This is a genomic window from Thalassospira profundimaris (assembly GCF_003326795.1).
In the GTDB taxonomy this organism is placed as follows: Bacteria; Pseudomonadota; Alphaproteobacteria; order Rhodospirillales; family Thalassospiraceae; genus Thalassospira; species Thalassospira profundimaris_C.
Genome location: NZ_JPWI01000008.1, coordinates 1 through 20201, shown reverse-complemented (window position 1 = coordinate 20201; position 20201 = coordinate 1). Strand labels below are relative to the sequence as shown.

Below are 20201 nucleotides of genomic sequence, written 5' to 3'. Positions count from 1 at the left end.
ACTTACGTGCCTCCGATCCCGCTTCCACCATGAGGCTCGATGACGATGTCAACCCGGCGCGCCATTGCAAAGCGCGCCTCCTCATCAAGCAGCTTGGGAAGCTGGTCGTATCTTGATGCCGCAAATCCGTAAATATTTATGTAATCTGTGTAGCCTGATTTTTTCAGTTCGTTGGCAACAGCACCGGCACGGGCAAGAGACAGCTCCCAGTTCGAGGCATATTGGCCTCGCCCGCTAAGTGGTCGCGGATCGGTATGACCCTGAACACCAATACGGTTCCCGATATTGCGCAACACCCCGCCCAACACGAACAAGGCCTGCTTGGCCTTTGGCGTCATTTCAGAGCTGCCAGCGACAAACAGGATATCACCGGGAAGTGAAATCACCAGCTTGTCGGCATCACGCGACATCTTGGCGTCACCGAGAACCGGGTTGTCATCAATGGCGTCGTCAATCACAGCGCTCAGATAATCAAGGTTCATCGCCGGTTTGCGATAAACGCGCGGAATGTTCAGACTTGCCATCGGCTCGTCATTTTCTTCCTTGGGAGCGGGCTTGATGCTTTGCGACAGCGCATCAACAACCTCGTCCCAGCGGTCAATCTTGACCTTGGACATCGCAAACAGCATCACAAAGAAAGTCAGCAACAGCGAAATCAGATCGGCAAGGCTGAGCATCCAGACCGGCGGGCCACTCGGACCATTGTCTTTTTTGACTTCATCACTCATCAGCCACCTCCTCCGGCCTGCGGTCCAAGCGGAATGGGCTGGTTCACCGTGGGCTGATTGCCCCCCGGCAGCGGAATAGCCATTTTAGGCGGGATCAGCATCTGGCCAGACGCCCCGTTTGCCGCCCCGTTCCCACCTGTCCCCGCACCAGTACCGCCATTGGTAGAGGTGCCATTCTGACCAGTGCCGGTCGCACCGGTTTTCTCAATCGGAGCTGGTGGCTCTTTGGGGCCAAAATCCCAGAAAAACCGGAAAGTCGCGATAAACGGATCCGCGCCCGGATCAATACCGACATAAAGATGATTTTCCGGCGCGCCTGCATCAATCAGTTCTCGTGCAAAGGAACCGGCACGTGCGATCTGGAGATTGTTCTCGATCTCGATCACGCCTTTTGATTCAATCTGGCTGCCCATCACCATTTCCATCTCATAGGACGCATAGCCCTCATCATCGGCAAGGACAGATGCGAGCTGCTTCATGAAGCTTGCCTGCCGTTCCCTGATAAGAATGGAGTTGGGATCAAACAACTGATCAACATGCATGATGATTTCCATCAGCTTTCCGGGCTGAATGACTTCGACCCGGACAACCTTGATGGCGGTCTCAAACAACTGACCAAGCTTTTCCTGCATGTCTTCGGCCGCAACCACCGGGCCCTCAATCGAGGTCACGGTTTGCAAACTGGTCGTTGGCGGCAGAATGGCGGCAAAAGCGGAGGAAAGGCTTTCCTGCACTTCGCGCGTTTTGACCTCTTCAAAGGTCGAAATGGTATTGAGCAGAATAAAGAACGCCAGCAGCAGAAGATAAAGAGCCAAAAACAGCGCCACAGCCCCGTTGGCAGGGGGGGATGGTGGTGTGGGTCCGTCGTCCTCTATCTCCGCCATGTCAACGCCACTTAATTGAACATCGCGTCGATGTCAGCCTGCGAAACGCCTTTACCCTCAAGCTGAGGCCCGTTGAGCAAAGCTTCCTCGCCTTCCGGTTCTTTTTTCTGCTTTGGATTTGCGGCAGCATATTTGGCGATTTCGTCGCCGAATGCGGTGACCAGTCCCTCGACGCGTTCCTCGATGGATTTCAGGGCCTTGATCACCTTGGTGGTGCGCTGCCCGGTGATATCCTGAAAATTACAGGCTTCATAAACCCGCATGGTCGCATCGGTGACAATCTTGCCCTGTTCAGGGGGCAAGGTCGATGCGAATTCTTCGAGCACATCCATGGCGTCAAGGATCTCGTGGGTTGCCCCGGCCGTCGCATCCACAATGGCATCAAGCTCATCGGTGGCATTGGGGATATATTCGGCCTTGATATCGTCCGGACGAAGCGATGCAATCTCCGACTTCATCTTGCGGATGATGCCGGACAATTCATCAAGTTCACCAAACAGGCGTTTCTGATCGTCAGACGGCGCGTCCCCCATGAAACGGGAAAGCTGATCCATCAGATCAGACAGCTGCTCAACCTTCAGGTCATCACCATCAAGGCGTGCTCGAAGGTCATTTAGCAGCTTCCGGAGTTCGTCCTTGGACGCTTTGGACATAGCGGTATCGCGGGACGCAGGCCCCGCGCTCCTGATCAGAAATCGCCAATAACCGTTTTCATCTTGCCCTTCAACGTCTCGGCGTTGAACGGCTTCACGATGTAATTGGAGACACCGGCCTTTTTCGCCATCACGACGTTTTCGGTCTTGGCTTCGGCGGTAATCATGATGAAGGGGAGGTCCTTCAACTTGGCATCTGCACGGACTTCTTTGAGAAGCTGAAGACCGGTCATCGGCTCCATGTTCCAGTCGGAAATCACAAGACTGAACGGAGCTTCACGCAGTTTACGAAGCGCCATGCTACCATCTGTCGCTTCTTCAATATTCGTAAAGTTGAGCTGCCGCAGAAGGTTACGGATGATACGCAACATGGTTTTGTAATCATCCACAATCAGGATCGGCATATTCGGATCGACGGCCATTCACAACTCCATCAGCTATCTGATCTCTCACCCTTGCTGCATATTTCAACGCACACAGACAAGGCCCCTAATAATCGTGATGTACATATTTAATATTGGTTAATCAAGGTTTTTAACCAGAGATCAAATCATTCCATCACATTGACTATTCTCGAAAAATTGGCCGTTTTTCTATTTAAAGGCACGAAAATCGAAACCAACCTATTTTTGTAACCCCTATTGCAATGGCAGCATGTTTATATCTTGCTTATATGCCAGTTCAGCTGTCAATGCCCGCGCACGTTCCGGCGTCATTTGCGACAGAACAGCAGCAGTATTGGCCTCGCGCATCCCCAGCGCCACTTGCAACAGGATATCCATATCCAGATCGTTCCAAATCCGCGCAGCGTCTTTCGGTTTCATTTTCTCATAAACGCTGATCAGTTTCTTGATCCGGTCATCTTCCTGGGCTTCCTTGGTTTCGACCAATCCTTCGATGGCCGTTTTCAAGGATTTCATTTCTTCGATCTTGGCATCAATCCGGGCTTCGGCTGCCGCAATCAGGCTCTCGCGTTCGTCGAGACGCTGTTCCTTGCGATCAAGCTCGCCACGGCGCACCGAAAGGTTCTGAAGAAGGTCGATTTCTTCCTGGGTAAACAGGGTCGGATCACCGCCAAGGGTCGGCGCAATATCACTTGCGCTCGCCTCCCCCTCAAGCGGGGTACCTTCCATCGTCATCGCCGCCGGATCATCAAGGCCGGGGCCCGCAGCCTGGGAAGCTGCATCCTGTCCTGCAGGTGCGCTTGCCGGTGCAGGAGCCTGCGCCTGGGCCATCTGGACCATGCTTACACCTGTCGGCTGGGACTCAGAAGTCGCAACGACATCATCCCCTCCCGAAAACAGGTTCACCACCCGCATTGACAACACCATCAGTCCAACCAGAACAACCAATGGCAAGATACGCACACCAGACATCTATTCACCTAAGCAATGAGGCATCTTGTCCCATGCTCCTTCACGCTTCAATTATCTTTAATTCCATCAGAATGACGGATCACTCTTTAGATATAAAGAAATGTCATGATCTCAAGTCCGGACCGGAAGCCCGAACAAATTTCAAATCTAGCGTACGGACCGCAAAGCCGCGAGCAATTCGCGCTCTGCCTCTGAACGACCGGCATCTTCGTCCTGATCGTACGGGTCTGCACCACCAGCATCACCATATCCGGCAGATGATCCCCCAAGAGACACATCATCGCGGTCACGATCACTCATCGCATTTCCGCCGCGTTCGAATTCGCCCACCATGCGCGCAGCCAGTTCTTCGGCGCGTGTTTCCACACCGAGGCGGTCCCGGTCATCAATAACATCGTGGCGATCCTTGCCGCTACCCTTGCCCGAACGCATAGGCGCACTGTCAGCACCACCCGCCACCTGCCCGGCACCAGACGCCCCCGAACGGCGCACAGCATTCACATCACTGGCAGCCTTTTCGAGACGGTTTGCGATGCTTTCACCGCGATCGACCATAAAGCTCAGGTCTTCGTTAAGGCCACTGGCCTTTTCAATGTTTTCGCGCAGTTTTTCGCCTGACTGTTCGGCCATGTCCTTGAGAGCCATGATCGAGGTTTCCGCCCGTTCATTGGCCGCATTGAACGCTGTCAGGAAGTTCTGCATGTCTTCCCGGCTGCGCCGGAATGCGGCGAGCTTGCGATTCAGAATGATGGCATAGACAATCGTCACAACCAGCAGCACGATCATCACAAGATCAAGATAGAACGCGAAGTCCATCACTTCTCTTCCTCGTTTATGCGCGCGCGATCACGCACCTGAATAGCGATCCGGTCACCCTTGCGTCCCATCATGCCCTTGAACAACGGAACATCGCCGCAGCGGACCTCGACAGGTGAAGTCGGACTGGTATTCAGAACCAGACGGTTGCCAACTTCCAGATTGAGCACATCGCCCAGCGCCATCACCTGTTCATCAAGGACTGCTAACAGGTTAACATGGGTTTGCCACAGTTCGTTTGCGAGGTGGTTTTCCCAAATAGAGTCACGACCAAACTTTTCCCCCATGAACATCTGAAGCAGAAGTTCACGAACCGGCTCCAGCGTCGCATAGGGGATCAGCAGCTCAAGCCGGCCACCGCGGTCTTCCATATCAATGCGCAACTTGGCCACAATCGCCGCATTGGCGTGACGGGCAATGGTTGCAAAACGCGGGTTCGTTTCAAGACGTTCGAACCGGAAAGTTACCGGGCTTAGCGGATCAAACGCAGCCGAAAGGTCGCCAAGCACCACATGGATCATACGTTCGACAAGGTTACGTTCAATCGTCGTATAGGGACGACCTTCAATACGCATGGCCGCCGTACCGCGACGCCCGCCCAGCAACACGTCGACGATGGAATAGATCAGGGCTGAGTCAACGGTGAGCAAGCCATAGTTATCCCACTCCTCGGCCTTGAAAACACCCAGCATCGCCGGTAGCGGGATCGAGTTCAGATAGTCACCGAAACGCAGCGACAGAATGTTATCGAGCGACACTTCAACGTTGTCGGACGTGAAGTTACGCAAAGATGTCGACATCATGCGGACAAGGCGGTCGAACACGACCTCAAGCATCGGCAGACGTTCATAGGCAACCATCGACGAGTTGATGATTGCCTGAATACCGGACTGGTCGCCTGCGCCGGAACCATCATCAAAGCCCAGAAGACTGTCGATTTCGTCCTGGTTCAGAACGCGTGCCGAACCACCGCCCATTTCGGCGGCCATATCATCGCCACCGTCATCGCCGTCATCGTCGCCGAGCATGGATTCCCATTCGGCGGCCATATCCTCGCCGCCGTCGTCTCCACCTTCGTCATCTCCACCCGCCATGGCTTCCCATTCGGCAGCGAGTGCATCATCATCGTCTTCATCAGCCATCAGCGATTGCTTCCTGATTTTGGCATTCGGGCCGCTACAAGTTTATTGTACCAGCATTTCCTTGAACAGAACGTCGTTAATTTTTGCAGGCTTGGCCGCGGCACTGACCCGGATCAGCAATTCTTCACGCAGTCGGAACATGCCTTCGGAACCGGAAAGGTCTTCCGGACGCAATTCACGAAGATAAACCTGAAAGTTGTCAATAATGCGCGGCATCATCTGTTCGACCTGCGGCAACATTGACTGATCGGCCACTTCCAGACTGACACGAATTTTAAGATAGCTTTGCTTGCCTGCACCGGTATTCAGATTGACCAGAATTTCCGGCAAATCCACGAACCCGACATTCTCAGGCACACCTGGTGCCTGCTCAATCGCATCTTCGGAAATCACTTCTTCGGTTTGCTGGCCATCACCGCCGGTCAGCATGTCAATTACCGGCTGAAGCAATCCGGTGAAATAGGCCGCGGCCGCACCGCCAAGCAGTAGCAGCACAAGCAGCACGACCACGATCAGCATTTTTTTGCTGCGACCGCCGCCACCTTCGTCCATTTCGATTTCGTCGACATCGTCGCCCATAGCTTCGCCAATTCCCGCGCTTGAAGTTATGTCGTCATCTCCAGCAAACACTGTGCCGGATTAACAGCCATAACGCTATCACGTTAAAAATCCGTTTCGTTTCCGACAGCTTACGTACCTTCAGACCATTCAGCCACCAAGACTTGAAACGAAATTCCCCCACAACATCAAAGCGATCCTCGACCTGGCAGAAATAGCCCTGCTGCATTTTACGACATTCCTCCGCCCCCTCGAAAAATCCGACCCGGAAAACTTTGTCCATTTGAACGGCTTACGTCGCGGCAGTTTCTGCCAATCCCCACGTTAGACACCCCGGCAACAAATGCCGAACACAAAATTTTTTGTTTATTTTCAATGCCTTGAATGTTCTGGCATGGCTTTCGCATTTGTGTTGGCAAATCATTGCCCCCAACCGGGAAACTGACCATGGAAAATATTTCATATATCGCGCTGTCCCGTCAGAAGACGCTTCGCAGCATGATGAACAACATTTCGCAGAACCTGGCGAACATGAACACGACCGGGTACAAAGAAGAGCGGATGATGTTCACCGACTGGATCGCGAAGAACAAGGACGCCCCGTTCCGCGGCGAGCGCGAGATTTCCCTTGTTCAGGATATTTCCCAGTATCGCAACACGACGGTCGGCAACATTGAGCATACCGACAGGCCGCTCGACGTTGCACTAAGTCAGCCCGACATGTTCTTTGCCGTCGAGACACCAACGGGCGTCCAGTATACCCGCAACGGTAATTTCACGCTCGACCCCGGCGGACAGCTCATCACCAATGACGGTTACCCAGTCCTGAGCGACGCCGGTCAGCCTATGTTTTTCAATCAGGCCGATGGGCAGATTGAAATCAAGGGTGACGGGACCGTTTCCACTGATATTGGCCAGATTGGCAAATTGCAGGTCATCACGGTTGATAATGTTCAGCGCATGATCGTGACTGGTAATACGCTTTATCGGGCGCCCAACGAGCAAGCTGGGGATGACGAGGAAATCGCCGTTCAGCAAGTTGAAAACCCCGGTATTGTTCAGGGAGCCCTTGAAAAATCCAACGTCAACCCGATCAGCGCCATGACACAGATGATCGACGTCTTGCGAACATATCAATCCGTCACCCGCTCTTTGGAAAGCGAGAACGAGCGGATGCGTAACATGATCAGCAAACTCGGGGATGTTCGCGCCTGATTTGGCCGCTGACACCCGTACCACAGAAATTTGGCGCAAAACTTGCGCAATCGAAGGAGAAGACAGATGCGGTCACTTGATATCGGCGCTTTGGGGATGCAGGCCCAGTCCACCAACGTGGACGTTACATCGCACAACATCGCCAACATGACGACGACCGGCTACAAGCGCCAGCGCGCGGAATTTCAGGACCTGCTTTATCAGGATCTGCGTCGTGCCGGTTCACCGTCATCTGATACCGGAACGATTGTCCCGACCGGGGTCCAGGTTGGTCTGGGTGTCAAAACCGCCGCAATTGGCCGCTATATGGGGCAAGGCACACTTACCCTGACCGAGAACGAACTTGATATCGCCATTCAGGGCCGCGGCTATCTTCAGATTGACCTGCCGAGCGGTGAAACCGCCTATACCCGCGATGGCACGCTGAAGCTTGATGCCAACGGGGCGCTTGTCACCAAGGACGGCTTTGCCGTTCAGCCGGGCATTACCGTTCCGAACAACGCAACGTCGGTCACCATCAACACCAACGGCGAGGTCTATGCCGAAATCGATGGTCAGGTTGCCCTTTCCAATCTGGGACAAATTCAGCTCGCAACCTTTATCAACCCGGCCGGTCTTGATGCCCTTGGTGATAACCTTTACCTTGAAACGGAGGCCTCGGGTCAGGCGAATACCGGCGCACCGGGTGATGTCGGTTATGGCACGGTCCAGCAGGGCTATCTGGAATCCTCGAACGTCAACGTGGTTCAGGAAATCACCAACCTGATCAAGGCACAGCGTGCCTATGAGATGAACTCCAAGTCGATTTCGACCACCGACGAAATGATGAGCGCAGTCAGCAATCTGCGTTAATCCTGCGTTCTGAATACAGTTATTCGCTTGCACAAGTCGCGGTCTGAAAGATCGCGGACTTGTGCGAACTGTATTTACGCGATGTATACCGTTCCGTGGTATAGTAGGCGCATGAAGATAAAGAAATTAATCCTCTCGTTCGCGATCTTGTCCTTTGCCCTTTCGACCGGGGATGCCTTTGCGCAGTCGACAAGGAACAGCAGTTCGCGCACCAGCCAACAGGTTGACGAAAACATCCTGCTGAAACCTGATGCGCTGATCGAAGGGCAATATGTGACGCTTGGGGACATTTTTTCTGGCATCGACCTGCAACAGGCAGATATTGCCGTTGCCCACGCACCGCAGCCCGGCAAACAGGTCGTTCTTGATTACCGCTGGCTTTATGGCATTGCCCAGCGGCACAAAATTAACTGGCGCCCCCGCACCACGGCCGATCAGGTTCTGATCACCCGGGCAAGCCAGATCATCACGATCGAAGAAATTCGCGACGCTGTTGAAGTTGCCCTTGTTGATTACGGGATAAAACGCCCTTTCACGATTGACCTTTCGAGCGACAACTTCCAGATCCATTTGCCCGTTGATGCTCGCAGTGATGTCACCGTCAGTTCGGTCGAACTCAATTCCAGAACCCAGCGTTTTGTCGCCAGCGTGACAACCGGCGCACAAACTGCACAACAACGCACATATCGCATCAGCGGCAAATATTACCCGCTTTCAACCGTTCCAGTTCTGGTTGAACCGGTTGCCCGGGGGCAAATCATTCGTCCTGACCAGGTTGAATATCGTGATTTCCGAACAGAACGTGTTCCAAACGGCGCTATTCAGGACATCAATGATGTCATCGGAAAGGAAGTTGTCCGCGCAGGCACCCCAAACGAACCGTTGCTGTTCCGTGACCTGACCAATCCAATTCTCGTTCGACGTGGCGCATTGGTAACCGTTCGACTGGTCACCGCCAATATGTCGCTAACCGCACGCGGCAAAGCCCTTGAGAACGGATCCAAGGGCGACATCATCCGTGTCGTCAATCAAACCAGCAACAAGACCATTCAGGTTGAAGTCGTTGCCGAAAATGAAGTCCGGGCCCTGCCTGCTATGTCACAATAACCCGTGACTTCAGGCCTGATACGACACACTTCGCACCCGGCAAGCTTTTCCCAGATTTCCACGCTACAACTGGCATGATCCTTGCGTAGATACCGGCAGGAACCCAGGAGGAATTCATGCCCGGTAAAAACACACAGATTTCATGGCGGCGTATCGCGCTTGTCAGCGGACTGATCGGTGCAACGGTACTGCTTTCAGGCTGCAACGCGATGAAACGTCTTTCCGAAGTCGGCGAACCGCCAAAATTGTCGTCGATCGACAATCCGACCCAGTCGGAAAACTATCATCCGGTCAGCCTGCCGATGCCAGCACCGCAAGTTGCCGAAAGCAACCCGAACTCATTGTGGCGTGCAGGTGCACGATCCTTCTTCAAGGATCAGCGTGCCAATCAGGTCGGTGATATTCTGACCGTTGTTGTCAATATGTCTGACAGCGCAGCCCTTGCCAATACCACGACGCGTTCTCGTACAAATTCCGAGGATCTCGCGGTCCCGAACCTGTTCGGCCTTGAAGCAGAATTCACCAAGGTGTTGCCAGAAGCGATCAATCCCAGTTCAATGTTCGATATGGACAGCAAAACGTCCAACCGAGGCGCTGGATCTTTGGATCGTACCGAGGCAATCAATCTGCGTGTTGCCGCCATCGTGATTCAAGTTCTGCCGAACGGCAATTACGTCATCCATGGCCGTCAGGAAATTCGCGTAAACAGCGAGGTCCGCGAAGTTCAGATCGCTGGCGTTATTCGCGCTGCCGACATTACTTCCGCCAATGAAGTCGGATATGACAAGATTGCCGAAGCACGCATTTCCTACGGCGGACGCGGCACAATTTCCGATGTCCAGCAACCACGCTATGGCAGTGAAGTTCTTGATATCATTCTGCCATTCTAGGGAGCTGCTGTGATCTGATCCGTTGCCCGGGTTCCTGTCAGACAGATCATCACACAGTAAACCTGACAAAAGACCGTCTCCGGACGGTCTTTTTCTTTAGAGCCTCAGTATAAACGGGAAAAGCCCGGTCATATGACCGGGCTTTTGAATTTGGTTATCCCTAACCAGTAATCTCCCACAAGGCCACATCGTTGCATGGCACGGGCCGACTTTGCGGCTCCTGATTTTGTCACCCGGCGCGATCAATCGTCGCGACGTGTGCGCTCCATCCGTTCATGGCGTTCCTGGGCTTCGATGCTCAGGGTCGCAATTGGACGAGCTTCAAGTCTTTTCAAGCTGATCGGCTCGTCGGTTTCTTCGCAGTAACCATATGATCCGTCTTCAATTCGACGCAAAGCAGCATCAATTTTTGAAATAAGCTTGCGCGCCCTGTCACGAGTACGAAGCTCAAGCGCCCTGTCCGTTTCCGCCGACGCGCGGTCGGTCAGGTCAGGTTCTTGAAGCCCGCCATCTTGCAGGTTCGCTAATGTTTCCGAAGATTCGTGCAGAAGTTCTGCCCGCCAGGTCAGAAGTTTCTGCCGGAAATATTCCCGCTGACGCGGGTTCATGAACTCTTCGTCCTCAGCAGGACGATAGTCAGGTGGTAATGTGATAGTCATGTATGCCCTCTATACAGGACTCATCGATCGCGCGGCAATATAGAGGGAGCCAGCGGGTGGTGCAAGCCGATTGAACAAATAAATCTTGATTTACCCTGAAACGGGCAGAAACCTGCGGCTTTCACCCTCAAATACCGCAAATTAAAAAGCTAGATCAGGCCGGAAACCTCAAGTTTCGCCAGCTCTATTCGGGCACGCAGGTCAATCTCGTCAAGAACCGCCGAAAGCTTGGGATCGTCAATCGTTTCGCGCTGCTGATCCATCAAGCCGACAAGCTGTTGCAGGCGTGCCCCAGACAGAGCCCCGCTCAGCAAGCCGTCACGAATGGACTCAAGCTGTTCAAGCAGGCTTTTGGCCCGCAAAACAGCAGCCTTGCGCGGAGAGTCGAGCGCGTCACCGCTTTGCTGCAAGGCCAATAACGCATCAAGCGCACTGACACTTCCCGTACTATGAACGCCAACCGAACCGCCAGCATCCCCCGAACCGTCAAGCGAACGCATGGTATCTGCAAAGCCGCTGCCGCCTGATGCGCCAGATGCCTTCTTACGTGATGTTCCGCTCGTCCCGGTTGCCTTGGAACCGCTAACCTTCATGACCTGTTTCCGTCTCGTTATGATACGATCATTGCGCAATCCCCAACGGATGAGCTGTCAGATATGGCCCATGGCCACCAATGCCAATCCGTTCGCCGAACTGAATCATGCGTCGATTACGATATAAGAGTCTCCCTCAATCGCAGAAACCGCGCAACGGGAAAAAAATGCCGGGCAGACGGCACCGATATGTGTGAAGCGGCCCCATATCTGAATTTGACGGCACATTTTCGCGGAATCCTTGGCGTCTTTCGCAAGAAGCCCCGGAAAGCCTGACTTGGCATGATTTTCGCAAACCATATGACAAACGCGATTAATGTCTTCTATCGCACCATTTGCCGGATGCCCATGCATCCCACGTCAAAGCGGAATTGAGAATATGATCACAGGTCTTGGCAAATCAGCGCGCAAAGCGACAGTCGCAGTCGCACTGGCTATGCTCGCCCTGACGCAGCTTGCCCCGGCACATGCACAGTCACGCATCAAGGATATCGCCGACTTCGAAGGCGTGCGTGACAACATGCTGGTCGGTTACGGTCTTGTGGTTGGTTTGAATGGTACTGGCGATGATCTTGGCGACGCTGACTTTACCCGCCAGAGCCTGGTTGCCATGCTTGAACGCCTTGGCATCAACGTCCGCGACCAGATTGAAGATCTGGAGTCTGACAATATTGCAGCAGTCATGGTCACCTCGACCCTGCCACCATTTTCCCGTCAGGGGGCCCGTATTGATGTCAGCATCAGCGCCATTGGTACTGCTAAAAGCCTTCAGGGCGGCACCCTTCTTGTCACCCCGATGGTCGGCGCAGACGGCGAAGTTTATGCTGTTGCCCAGGGCAACCTTGCCGTTGGCGGATTTTCTGCCGGTGGCGCTGCCGAAACCATTGTCAAAGGTGTCCCGACCTCCGCACGTATTGCCAATGGCGGCATTGTTGAACGCGAGATCGATTTTAACCTGAACTCGATGCAGGACATGTCTGTTGTGCTGCGCAACCCGGATTTCACCACCGCTCGTCGTGTCTCGGAAGCAATTAATGCCTATCTTGGCGAAGTTGCAGCACGTCCGAGTGATCCCGGTACGGTTCGCCTGAACATTCCGGACCGTTACAATCAGAATGTTGTCGCCCTTTTAACCGATATTGAACAGTTGCGCGTTGAACCCGACCAGATTGCACGCGTTGTGATCGACGAGAATACCGGAACCATTGTCATGGGTGAAAATGTCCGGATCAACCGGGTCGCAATTGCCCAGGGCAACCTGACCATCCGCGTAACTGAAAGCCAGCAGGTCTCCCAACCTTCGCCCTTCTCGCAGACCGGCACGACCCAAACAGTGGACCGGACCAATGTGGAAGTTGATGAAGACCAGGACAATCAGCTTGGCATCATGGATGGCGGCGTAAGCCTTCAGGAACTGGTGAACGGCCTTAACAGCCTTGGCGTTGGACCACGCGACATGATCACCATTCTTCAGGCGATCAAAACGTCCGGCGCGCTTCAAGCCGAAATCGAGGTGATGTAATGCAGACCGACAGCTCAACAGCCCTGATGGCACAGGCGCAAGCCAGCGCACAATATGGCGCCCAGAACAATATGGCTGCCAAGATGAGCTCGCTTACGGACGGTCACATCAAAACCGAAGCCGAAGCCCGCGAGGCCGGCAAAGAATTTGAATCCATGTTTCTTGGCCAGATGCTGAGCCACATGTTTTCCGGGATCGAAACCAACGAGTTGTTTGGCGGTGGTCATGGCGAAACGATGATGCGCTCCATGCTGGTTGATGAATATGCCAAAGAAATGACCCGCGCAGGTGGCATCGGAATTGCAGATGCTGTCACACGCGAAATCCTCAAAATCCAGGAGGGGTAAAAATGACCACCCAAGAGTTGGTTACTGAACTGAAAAGTGTCACTTACGACCTCATGTCCCTGCTGGAACGTGAAACGACCGACCTGCGCACCCTGTCGCATGGCGAGTACGAACAGTTCATCTCGGAAAAATCTGCCCTGTCGATGCAGTATGAGCAGCTGGTTGTGAAATTGCGCAGCCGCGGCGATGAATTGCGCGCTATGCCCGAAGAAGACCGTGCCGAATTACGTGAACTCCAGGCCGAATTCCAGGAAACTGCGCGTCGCAACATGACGGCCCTTCAGGCAGCCAAGGCGACCAATGAACGCATGGTTCAGGCGATCGTCCGTGCTGTCAATGACAAGGCCAAGGAAGATTGCACCACCTATAATCGCTCGGCCAAAACCAGCAAGGCAACCCTTGGCGGCTATGGTCGTACGATGAACAAATCCGGCGGCGCGTTTAGCGTCAATGAAACGCTCTAGGGGTAAAGGCACATATCATGTCACTGACCCAGGCACTCAATACGGCAATTTCCGGCCTCAATACGGCTCAGTCACGTATTGCCATCACGTCTTCGAACATTTCGAACGTGAATACTGAAGGCTATTCAAAGAAGATTGCCGGACAAGAAACCCTTACACTTGACGGTACGGGTGCCGGTTCACAGATCGCCGATATCTATCGCAACGTCAATGAAGGCCTCCTGCGTGAAGTTCGCGGCGAGCTGGGCAAAGCCGGGCGTGAAGAAGTCCGCTACGAGTTTTTCCAGCGTGTTCAGACCCTGTTTGGTACGGTTCAGTCGGATGCAGCCATCAGCCAGCGCATCAATGATCTGGCCGATGCTTTTGAACAGCTTGGCGTTACCCCGGATCAGAACTCGCCGCGCATCGAAGCCATTGAAAGCGCTATTCAGGTTGTTGAGTCTTTTGAAAAGCTCTCAAGCCAGCTTCAGGACATGCGCGATGACATCGACGATCAGATCACCGACGAGGTCAACACCGCCAATACGCTGCTCAGCCAGATCGCAGATCTGAATACCGGCATTATCCGCCTGAAAAACCTTGAACAGCCAACGACCGAACTTGAAGATCAGCGCGACCAGAAGCTCAACCAGCTTTCCAAGATCATTGACATCACCACCTTTTCCCGCAGTGACGGGTCGATGGTGGTTTATTCGGCCGCAGGTGCAAACACCCTTCTTGATCGCACCCCGAACAAACTGACCTTTACCCAGACGGCAGGCTTCGAGCCGGGCACCGGGGGCTCCGGAATTACGCTTAATGGCGAAGATATCACCGCCACCCTGCGTACAGGCACTCTTAAGGGCCTGTTTGAAATGCGCGATTCTGAAATTCCCGCCATCAACGATCAGATCAACGAGCTTGCAGGCGAATTGCGTGATGCCCTGAACGAAGAACACAACAAAGGTACTGCGTTCCCGCCGCCAGCCAACCTTTCAGGCAACCGCGTCGTTGCAGCAAGCGATCCCCTCACCGCAACCGGTGCGTTTCGTGTAGCTGCCCTCGATGCCGACGGGCAGCTTGTTGCGACCGACAGCTGGGCCGATATTGCTCTGCCGACCACTCCTGCTACGGTTCAGGGGATTGTTGACGCCATCAACAGCTCCGATGCCGGAACCTATCTGACAGCGTCACTGATTGACAACAAGCTGGTTATCGAAGGCACAGATGGTAACCGCGTTTCGATCAATGAAATGGACAGCCAGATTACAACCGGTGATGGCCGCAAACAGGGTATGTCCCACTATTTCGGCCTGAATGACTTTATTGCGACAGTCAAGCAGTCGGACACCATCACAACCACGGCACAACGCAACTCGACAGATGCACTCAATATTACCGCCAGCTCCTTTACGCTTTCAGCGGGATCGGGCGTATTGGTTGGCGGGGTTACGGTCAACTACACAGCTACGGACTCTCTTGAAGACATTCGCGATAACATTCGCACCGCCCTGCAAGGGGCCGGCATGACGGTCGCAGATTCAGAAACAACCGCGTTCATTGTCGAGGATGGCAATCGTTATCGTCTTGTCATTGACTATAACGCCAATATGACAGTCACAGATTCCGGCACCTTGTCGAGCAAGCTTGGCCTGAGCGAAGATCAGCCCAATCTTTCGGGAAATATGAGCGTTTCGGCCGCTATTCAGAATGATCCGTCACGCATTGTGCGTGGACAGCTGAATGCCGACACTTATGAAACCTCGAACGCCGTGGTCAATCCGGACAATGCCATTCCGAACCTTGGCCCGCTGGTTCCGCCGCCGCTCAACTATACCCTGACTGTCAGCGGTGATTTCACCGATGTCGATATTGATTATGACAGCAACACAACCCTGCAGGACATTGCAGATGCGATCAATAACAGCGCGACATTGACCGATAACAACATCACGGCAGAAGTGGTTTTTGACAGCCAGATTGGCGGCTACAAACTCAGCGTGACAGACGCCGATGGCGATCCGTTCTATTTCAGTGATAATGGCCTGCCGAATACGGACTCCTTGACCACCGTTCTTGGTCTTGGGATCAATTTTGGCGTTCATGAAGGCGACAACAGTGCTGCCCTGATGATGAGCCATACCTTTGAGCGAACCGATATCGAATTCGAGGCTACCGATGGCCTGTCTGGCGAGCGCACGTCCCTGACGGACTTTGCAGCAGGCATCGTCGCCACCGCAGCGACCAAGACCAAGGTTGCTGAAAGCTCTTATGAATTCCAGTCAGGACTGGTCACCGATTTGACCACCCGCATCCAGAATGAAGCCGGCGTTAACCTTGATGAAGAGATGTCTGATCTGATCATCTTCCAGCGCGCCTACACCGCATCGGCCCAGGTGATCTCTACGGTTGATGAAATGTTTGATGCATTGCTCAATGCAGTTTAAACTTCGGCTTATGAAGTGAGGATATCATGGTATCTCGTGTCGCAACCTATACGAACCATACGCTGCTTTCGGATCTTGCCATCCGGAACGCGGCAAAGGTAACGGATCTGCAGAATCAGGCGTCGAGCGGCTATAAATCGCGCGACTATGCCGGTATTGCAGACAGCGCACAGCGCCTGCTTAATCTGGAAGGCGAATATACCCGAACTGAACAGTATCTGCGCAACACGACGCAGGCCAAACTCCGTCTGCAAAGCATGGAATCTGCTGTCGACAGCATGATGACCATCGCAACAGAGATGAAGTCGCTTCTGATTCAGGCAAGCTCGGCCCAGCAGGCCGACGATGTAAACATCAAGGACGAAGCCAAACAGGCCTTGCAGCAGATTGCCAATCTGCTCAATACGAACCTTGATGGCCGTTATCTGTTTGCGGGTGGCCGTTCCGAAGAACCGGCTGTCGATCTCGACAAGATTGGCGCACCGGATAACTATATGAGCGACATGGACGTTGCTCTGACCGGTGCGACCACACTGGCCTCCCTCGGGGTCACAACCGGACAGCTTCAGATTGTCAGCACCGATGTCAACGGCAACAGCGTGACGACCAACGTCAACTATAATGCCGCAACAGATGACATTGATGACATTCTTGATGCCATCAACAGTGTCACGACCAATGGCGCAATCGCCTCCTTGCGCGGTTTTGGCGGCAATGGAAATCCGCTTCTGAATATCGAAAATGTCGGCAATGGGTCCATTACCATTACCGAAACCGGTGCAGGCGATTTCCTGACCCAGCTTGGCATGGAAAAGATCCCGAACCCGCGCCCGGATGCAGATTATTATGACGGCGATCAACAGATCCTCGAAGTCCGTATCGACGAACAATATAACGTTTCATACGGAATTCTTGCCGATAACCCGGCTTTCCAGAAGCTGGTTCAGGGCCTCGGGATTGCGGCAGGCACGGAAGACCAGGACGCAATGACCGTTGCACTTGGCTTTATCAACGACGCCATCAACGATCTGCCAAACGTTCAGGGACAGATCGGCCTTGATATTTCAAACGTCGAACGGTTCGAAACGCGCCATCAAGACTTCAAGGTTTTCGCGGCCCAGGCAATTAGTGACATTGAAACCGTTGATGTTCCGCTGACGCTCGCGGAACTGTCGCAGTATGAAACCGCCCTGCAGGCAAGTTTTATTGCCATTTCGCGGGCCTCGGATTTATCATTGGCTAACTATTTGCGTTGATTATCATACATATTTAATTGCTTCTTTACCTGTTTTGTCCGCTTAATAGCGCGAAATGTGTAAGTAGACAGAACCTTTCGACCGTCGGAGTATTACGGGAATGGATACCGAAAACGTCGCCGAAAACGGAACCCCTGAATCCGTCACAGTGGAAACACGCTTTGGCGATATCGAATTCAGCTGGGACAAAGGCATTTATATGCCGGTCGGCCTTCTTGGCTTTCCCGAGCACCATGTCTTCGGACTGGCAAATATTCCCAATACCTCACTGGATCAGTTCAAGCTCTATCAGAGCCTGACGGACGCGAACCTCTCCTTTATTGTCGCACCCTATAATATGGAAAGCGGCGTTTATGCAGAAAAAGACCTGACGAATGCCCAGAAAAGTCTCGCAATTGATGCTGCGGACATGGCCATTCTGATGGTTGTCACGATCCGCAGCGCACCTGGTGGTCAGGGCATCACAATGTCGACCAATCTGCGTGCACCAATTCTTGTGGATACCGGCCGTCAGGTCGCCTGGCAGCATATCCTGCCAAACGAGAAATACTCTGTGCAGCACGACCTGTAATTTTTGCCTAGTAAATTTGGCACGCGCATTGCTTTATTGTCCCGTAAGGCAATGTAGCCGAAGGATTGAATGGCTGAGCCATTCTGTCTTATCCGTGTAGGAGGAAAAAAATGGCTCTCAATATTATTTCCAACTATGCAGCGAACGTCGCCCATCGCAACCTGACCAATTCGGACACGATGGCGACCCGATCGCTTGCAAAGCTTTCTTCTGGTACCCGCGTTGTTTCCGCTCGTGACGATGCGGCATCGATGGCTATTGGTGCGCGCCTGAATGCAACGACCCAGGCGTTGAAAACCGCAACGGTTAACGTTGGTCAGGCCAACTCGATGCTTCAGATTGCCGATGGCGGCATGGCAACGATTGATGACATCCTCGTTCGCATGAAGACACTGGCTGTTCAGGCTTCTTCGGGCAACCTGTCTGACACTGAACGCGGCTTCCTTAATGACGAATTTGTTCAGCTTCGTGACGAGATCGACCGCATTGCATCCTCGACCAACTTCAACGGCATTCAATTGCTCGGCGATGGTGGTGACGTTGCACTGGATTACACAGATCTTGCCGCTGCCGGCACTGGTGCTGCACTGTCAGCCGTGAACGGCTTTGATGCGATTGCCATCACTGACAACAATTACTGGGCGACAGATACCAACACCAACACCGTTACGGACAACGATTTCTCCGTTGCTATAAACTATGCGGCGGGCGGTCAGGTGATTATGACCGTCACTGCCAATATTGATGGTGCTGTGACCACCAATGACCGCACCCAGTCAATTGACGTAAGTGATTACGTTACTGGCGGCAGCAAAGTCATGAGTGCTGGTGACAAAGCGACCCTGAACTTTGACGAGCTTGGCCTTACATTCTCGCTAAACAGTAACTTTACGGCATCTGTCGATGTTATCGCTGGCGACAACACCGGAGCTTCGGACTTCGGTACGGACACAACCTTTAACGGTGTCGCCGGCAACAACTCTACTTTGAACACCGTTACAATGGCCGCTGACAACGGCCAGCAATTGCAGGCGACTGTCGATTTCCAGGTTGGTGCCGGCAACACTGCAAATGATCGTCTGGCGATTGAGTTTACCGCAGTGGACTCTGAAACCCTCGGTTCTGGCGCTGCTGGCACACAGGAATCACTTGCCGATCTTACCGCCAACGCGATTGATACTGCTGCCAATGCACAGAATGCAGTCGAAGTCGTAACCCGGGCGATTGATGACCTGCAGCGCGCACGCGCCAATATCGGTACTTATCAGAACCGCTTGGATTTTGCCGGTCAGAACCTTGCATCTACGCAGGAAAATACTGAATCAGCTCGCTCTACCTTGCTTGACCTTGATGTTGCAGCAGAAATGACTGCCTTCACTTCCAAGCAGATCCTGGTTCAGTCGGGCGTTGCGATGCTTGCCCAAGCCAACCAGATGCCGCAAAACCTGCTGCGTCTGCTTCAGGGCTAACAGCTGCAGCAGCTATCGCAGCGACAACGGCGGCAAACTATTTTTGCCGCCGTTTCCTTATGCGTACACCGATTATTTCCTTCTGATCACTAAAGTTTGTTTACCTCATCGACGAATCTTAGACCTTGACCGGATTCGCAAGCCAAAAGTTAGCTTATCTTCTTTTGTAAGAAAGACGTCGTTTTTTCACCGCACAACAACCAATCTTAAAATAAAATTTCCTCACGATATCAACGACCACAGGCCACAGTCAGCATTTTTTTGACATGAATTGATTTTTTTTCTGGACTCATTCGTAGTTTGAATATCTAATCGGCAGGTCTGGACTAAATAGAGTTGTTCAAGAAGAACTTCTGGTCCGTATTTTTCGCAGATCGATTCTGCGCATTCCAAGTAGGAAGATGAAAAATGGCTCTCAATATTATTTCAAACTATGCCGCTAACGTTGCGCACCGTAACCTGACAGCATCTGACGAGATGGCGACCCGTTCGCTGTCGAAACTTTCGTCCGGTACGCGTGTTGTTTCCGCACGTGACGATGCTGCCTCTATGGCAATCGGCGCACGTCTCAACGCAACCACCCAGGCTCTGAAAACGGCAACCGTTAACGTTGGTCAAGCCAACGCGATGCTCCAGATTGCCGACGGCGGCATGGCAACCATCGACGATATCC

General features: G+C 53.2%; 22 protein-coding genes. 12 read left to right on the top strand and 10 right to left on the bottom strand.

The genetic code is table 11. The annotated features are described in order from the left end of the window. Nucleotides 1–2: 2 nt before the first annotated feature. The 8 genes from TH30_RS12815 to TH30_RS12780 form a co-directional block, all read right to left on the bottom strand. Entirely contained in the window at nucleotides 3–728 is a 726-nt protein-coding gene (locus TH30_RS12815; protein ID WP_114098496.1) for an OmpA/MotB family protein, read from the bottom strand. After that, nucleotides 728–1612 carry a flagellar motor protein MotB gene (locus TH30_RS12810; protein WP_114098495.1) on the bottom strand — a complete coding sequence of 295 codons (885 nt, stop codon included), beginning with the start codon at nucleotides 1610–1612 and terminating at the stop codon, nucleotides 728–730. The genes TH30_RS12815 and TH30_RS12810 overlap by 1 nt, the downstream gene beginning before the upstream one ends. Nucleotides 1613–1623: 11 nt before the next feature. After that, nucleotides 1624–2265, bottom strand: a complete 642-nt coding sequence (locus TH30_RS12805) for a protein phosphatase CheZ (RefSeq protein WP_114098494.1) — start codon at nucleotides 2263–2265, stop codon at nucleotides 1624–1626. Nucleotides 2266–2300: 35 nt separating this feature from the next. Beyond that, a complete protein-coding gene (locus TH30_RS12800; RefSeq protein ID WP_114098493.1) occupies nucleotides 2301–2687 on the bottom strand; it encodes a response regulator in 387 nt (128 codons plus the stop codon). A gap of 216 nt (nucleotides 2688–2903) precedes the next feature. Continuing rightward, complete coding sequence (locus TH30_RS12795) at nucleotides 2904–3641, bottom strand: MotE family protein (RefSeq protein WP_114098492.1); 738 nt, start codon at nucleotides 3639–3641, stop codon at nucleotides 2904–2906. A 147-nt stretch (nucleotides 3642–3788) separates the two neighbouring features. Beyond that, nucleotides 3789–4457: a DUF6468 domain-containing protein gene (locus tag TH30_RS12790; RefSeq protein ID WP_114098491.1), complete on the bottom strand. Its 669-nt coding sequence runs from the start codon at nucleotides 4455–4457 to the stop codon at nucleotides 3789–3791. Then, nucleotides 4457–5599 (bottom strand): flagellar motor switch protein FliM, encoded by a 1143-nt coding sequence (gene fliM / locus TH30_RS12785; RefSeq protein ID WP_114098490.1) that lies wholly within the window; start codon nucleotides 5597–5599, stop codon nucleotides 4457–4459. The genes TH30_RS12790 and fliM overlap by 1 nt, the downstream gene beginning before the upstream one ends. Before the next feature lie 42 nt (nucleotides 5600–5641). Beyond that, the gene (locus TH30_RS12780) at nucleotides 5642–6178 is read right to left on the bottom strand and encodes a flagellar basal body-associated FliL family protein (protein ID WP_114098489.1); all 537 of its coding nucleotides are present in this window, start codon (nucleotides 6176–6178) and stop codon (nucleotides 5642–5644) included. A 426-nt stretch (nucleotides 6179–6604) separates the two neighbouring features. On the opposite strand from TH30_RS12780, the gene TH30_RS12770 reads away from it, so the two are divergent. From TH30_RS12770 to flgH, 4 genes are all read left to right on the top strand, one after another. After that, nucleotides 6605–7372 carry a flagellar hook-basal body complex protein gene (locus TH30_RS12770; protein WP_114098667.1) on the top strand — a complete coding sequence of 256 codons (768 nt, stop codon included), beginning with the start codon at nucleotides 6605–6607 and terminating at the stop codon, nucleotides 7370–7372. 66 nt (nucleotides 7373–7438) lie between these two features. Then, the gene (gene flgG, locus TH30_RS12765; protein ID WP_114098487.1) at nucleotides 7439–8224 is read left to right on the top strand and encodes a flagellar basal-body rod protein FlgG; all 786 of its coding nucleotides are present in this window, start codon (nucleotides 7439–7441) and stop codon (nucleotides 8222–8224) included. A gap of 111 nt (nucleotides 8225–8335) precedes the next feature. Next, nucleotides 8336–9331 (top strand): flagellar basal body P-ring formation chaperone FlgA, encoded by a 996-nt coding sequence (gene flgA, locus TH30_RS12760; RefSeq protein WP_114098486.1) that lies wholly within the window; start codon nucleotides 8336–8338, stop codon nucleotides 9329–9331. A gap of 116 nt (nucleotides 9332–9447) precedes the next feature. Continuing rightward, a complete protein-coding gene (flgH, locus tag TH30_RS12755) occupies nucleotides 9448–10221 on the top strand; it encodes a flagellar basal body L-ring protein FlgH (protein WP_114098485.1) in 774 nt (257 codons plus the stop codon). A 242-nt stretch (nucleotides 10222–10463) separates the two neighbouring features. Here the strand turns inward: flgH and dksA are convergent, their stop codons facing one another. Beyond that, nucleotides 10464–10880, bottom strand: coding sequence for an RNA polymerase-binding protein DksA (gene dksA, locus TH30_RS12750; RefSeq protein WP_008890403.1), 417 nt, complete (start codon nucleotides 10878–10880; stop codon nucleotides 10464–10466). Between the two features lie 149 nt (nucleotides 10881–11029). Beyond that, entirely contained in the window at nucleotides 11030–11473 is a 444-nt protein-coding gene (locus TH30_RS12745) for a flagellar assembly protein FliX (RefSeq protein WP_114098484.1), read from the bottom strand. 379 nt (nucleotides 11474–11852) lie between these two features. Here TH30_RS12745 and TH30_RS12735 point away from each other — a divergent pair, with 379 nt between their 5' ends. From TH30_RS12735 to TH30_RS12700, 8 genes are all read left to right on the top strand, one after another. Continuing rightward, nucleotides 11853–12995 carry a flagellar basal body P-ring protein FlgI gene (locus TH30_RS12735; RefSeq protein ID WP_114098482.1) on the top strand — a complete coding sequence of 381 codons (1143 nt, stop codon included), beginning with the start codon at nucleotides 11853–11855 and terminating at the stop codon, nucleotides 12993–12995. Next, nucleotides 12995–13342, top strand: a complete 348-nt coding sequence (locus TH30_RS12730) for a rod-binding protein (protein ID WP_114098481.1) — start codon at nucleotides 12995–12997, stop codon at nucleotides 13340–13342. Before TH30_RS12735 ends, TH30_RS12730 begins: the two co-directional genes overlap by 1 nt. A gap of 2 nt (nucleotides 13343–13344) precedes the next feature. Beyond that, nucleotides 13345–13806, top strand: a complete 462-nt coding sequence (locus TH30_RS12725; protein ID WP_114098480.1) for a hypothetical protein — start codon at nucleotides 13345–13347, stop codon at nucleotides 13804–13806. Nucleotides 13807–13823: 17 nt separating this feature from the next. Continuing rightward, nucleotides 13824–16232 carry a flagellar hook-associated protein FlgK gene (gene flgK / locus TH30_RS12720; protein ID WP_114098479.1) on the top strand — a complete coding sequence of 803 codons (2409 nt, stop codon included), beginning with the start codon at nucleotides 13824–13826 and terminating at the stop codon, nucleotides 16230–16232. Nucleotides 16233–16258: 26 nt separating this feature from the next. Continuing rightward, on the top strand, nucleotides 16259–17488 hold the full coding sequence (locus TH30_RS12715) for a flagellin N-terminal helical domain-containing protein (protein WP_114098478.1): 1230 nt from the start codon (nucleotides 16259–16261) through the stop codon (nucleotides 17486–17488). Between the two features lie 100 nt (nucleotides 17489–17588). Continuing rightward, nucleotides 17589–18059, top strand: a complete 471-nt coding sequence (gene fliW / locus TH30_RS12710) for a flagellar assembly protein FliW (protein ID WP_114098477.1) — start codon at nucleotides 17589–17591, stop codon at nucleotides 18057–18059. Between the two features lie 110 nt (nucleotides 18060–18169). Beyond that, a complete protein-coding gene (locus tag TH30_RS12705) occupies nucleotides 18170–19528 on the top strand; it encodes a flagellin N-terminal helical domain-containing protein (RefSeq protein WP_114098476.1) in 1359 nt (452 codons plus the stop codon). Between the two features lie 408 nt (nucleotides 19529–19936). After that, the coding region (locus TH30_RS12700; protein WP_472973931.1) for a flagellin N-terminal helical domain-containing protein at nucleotides 19937–20201 on the top strand (265 nt) is incomplete at its 3' end.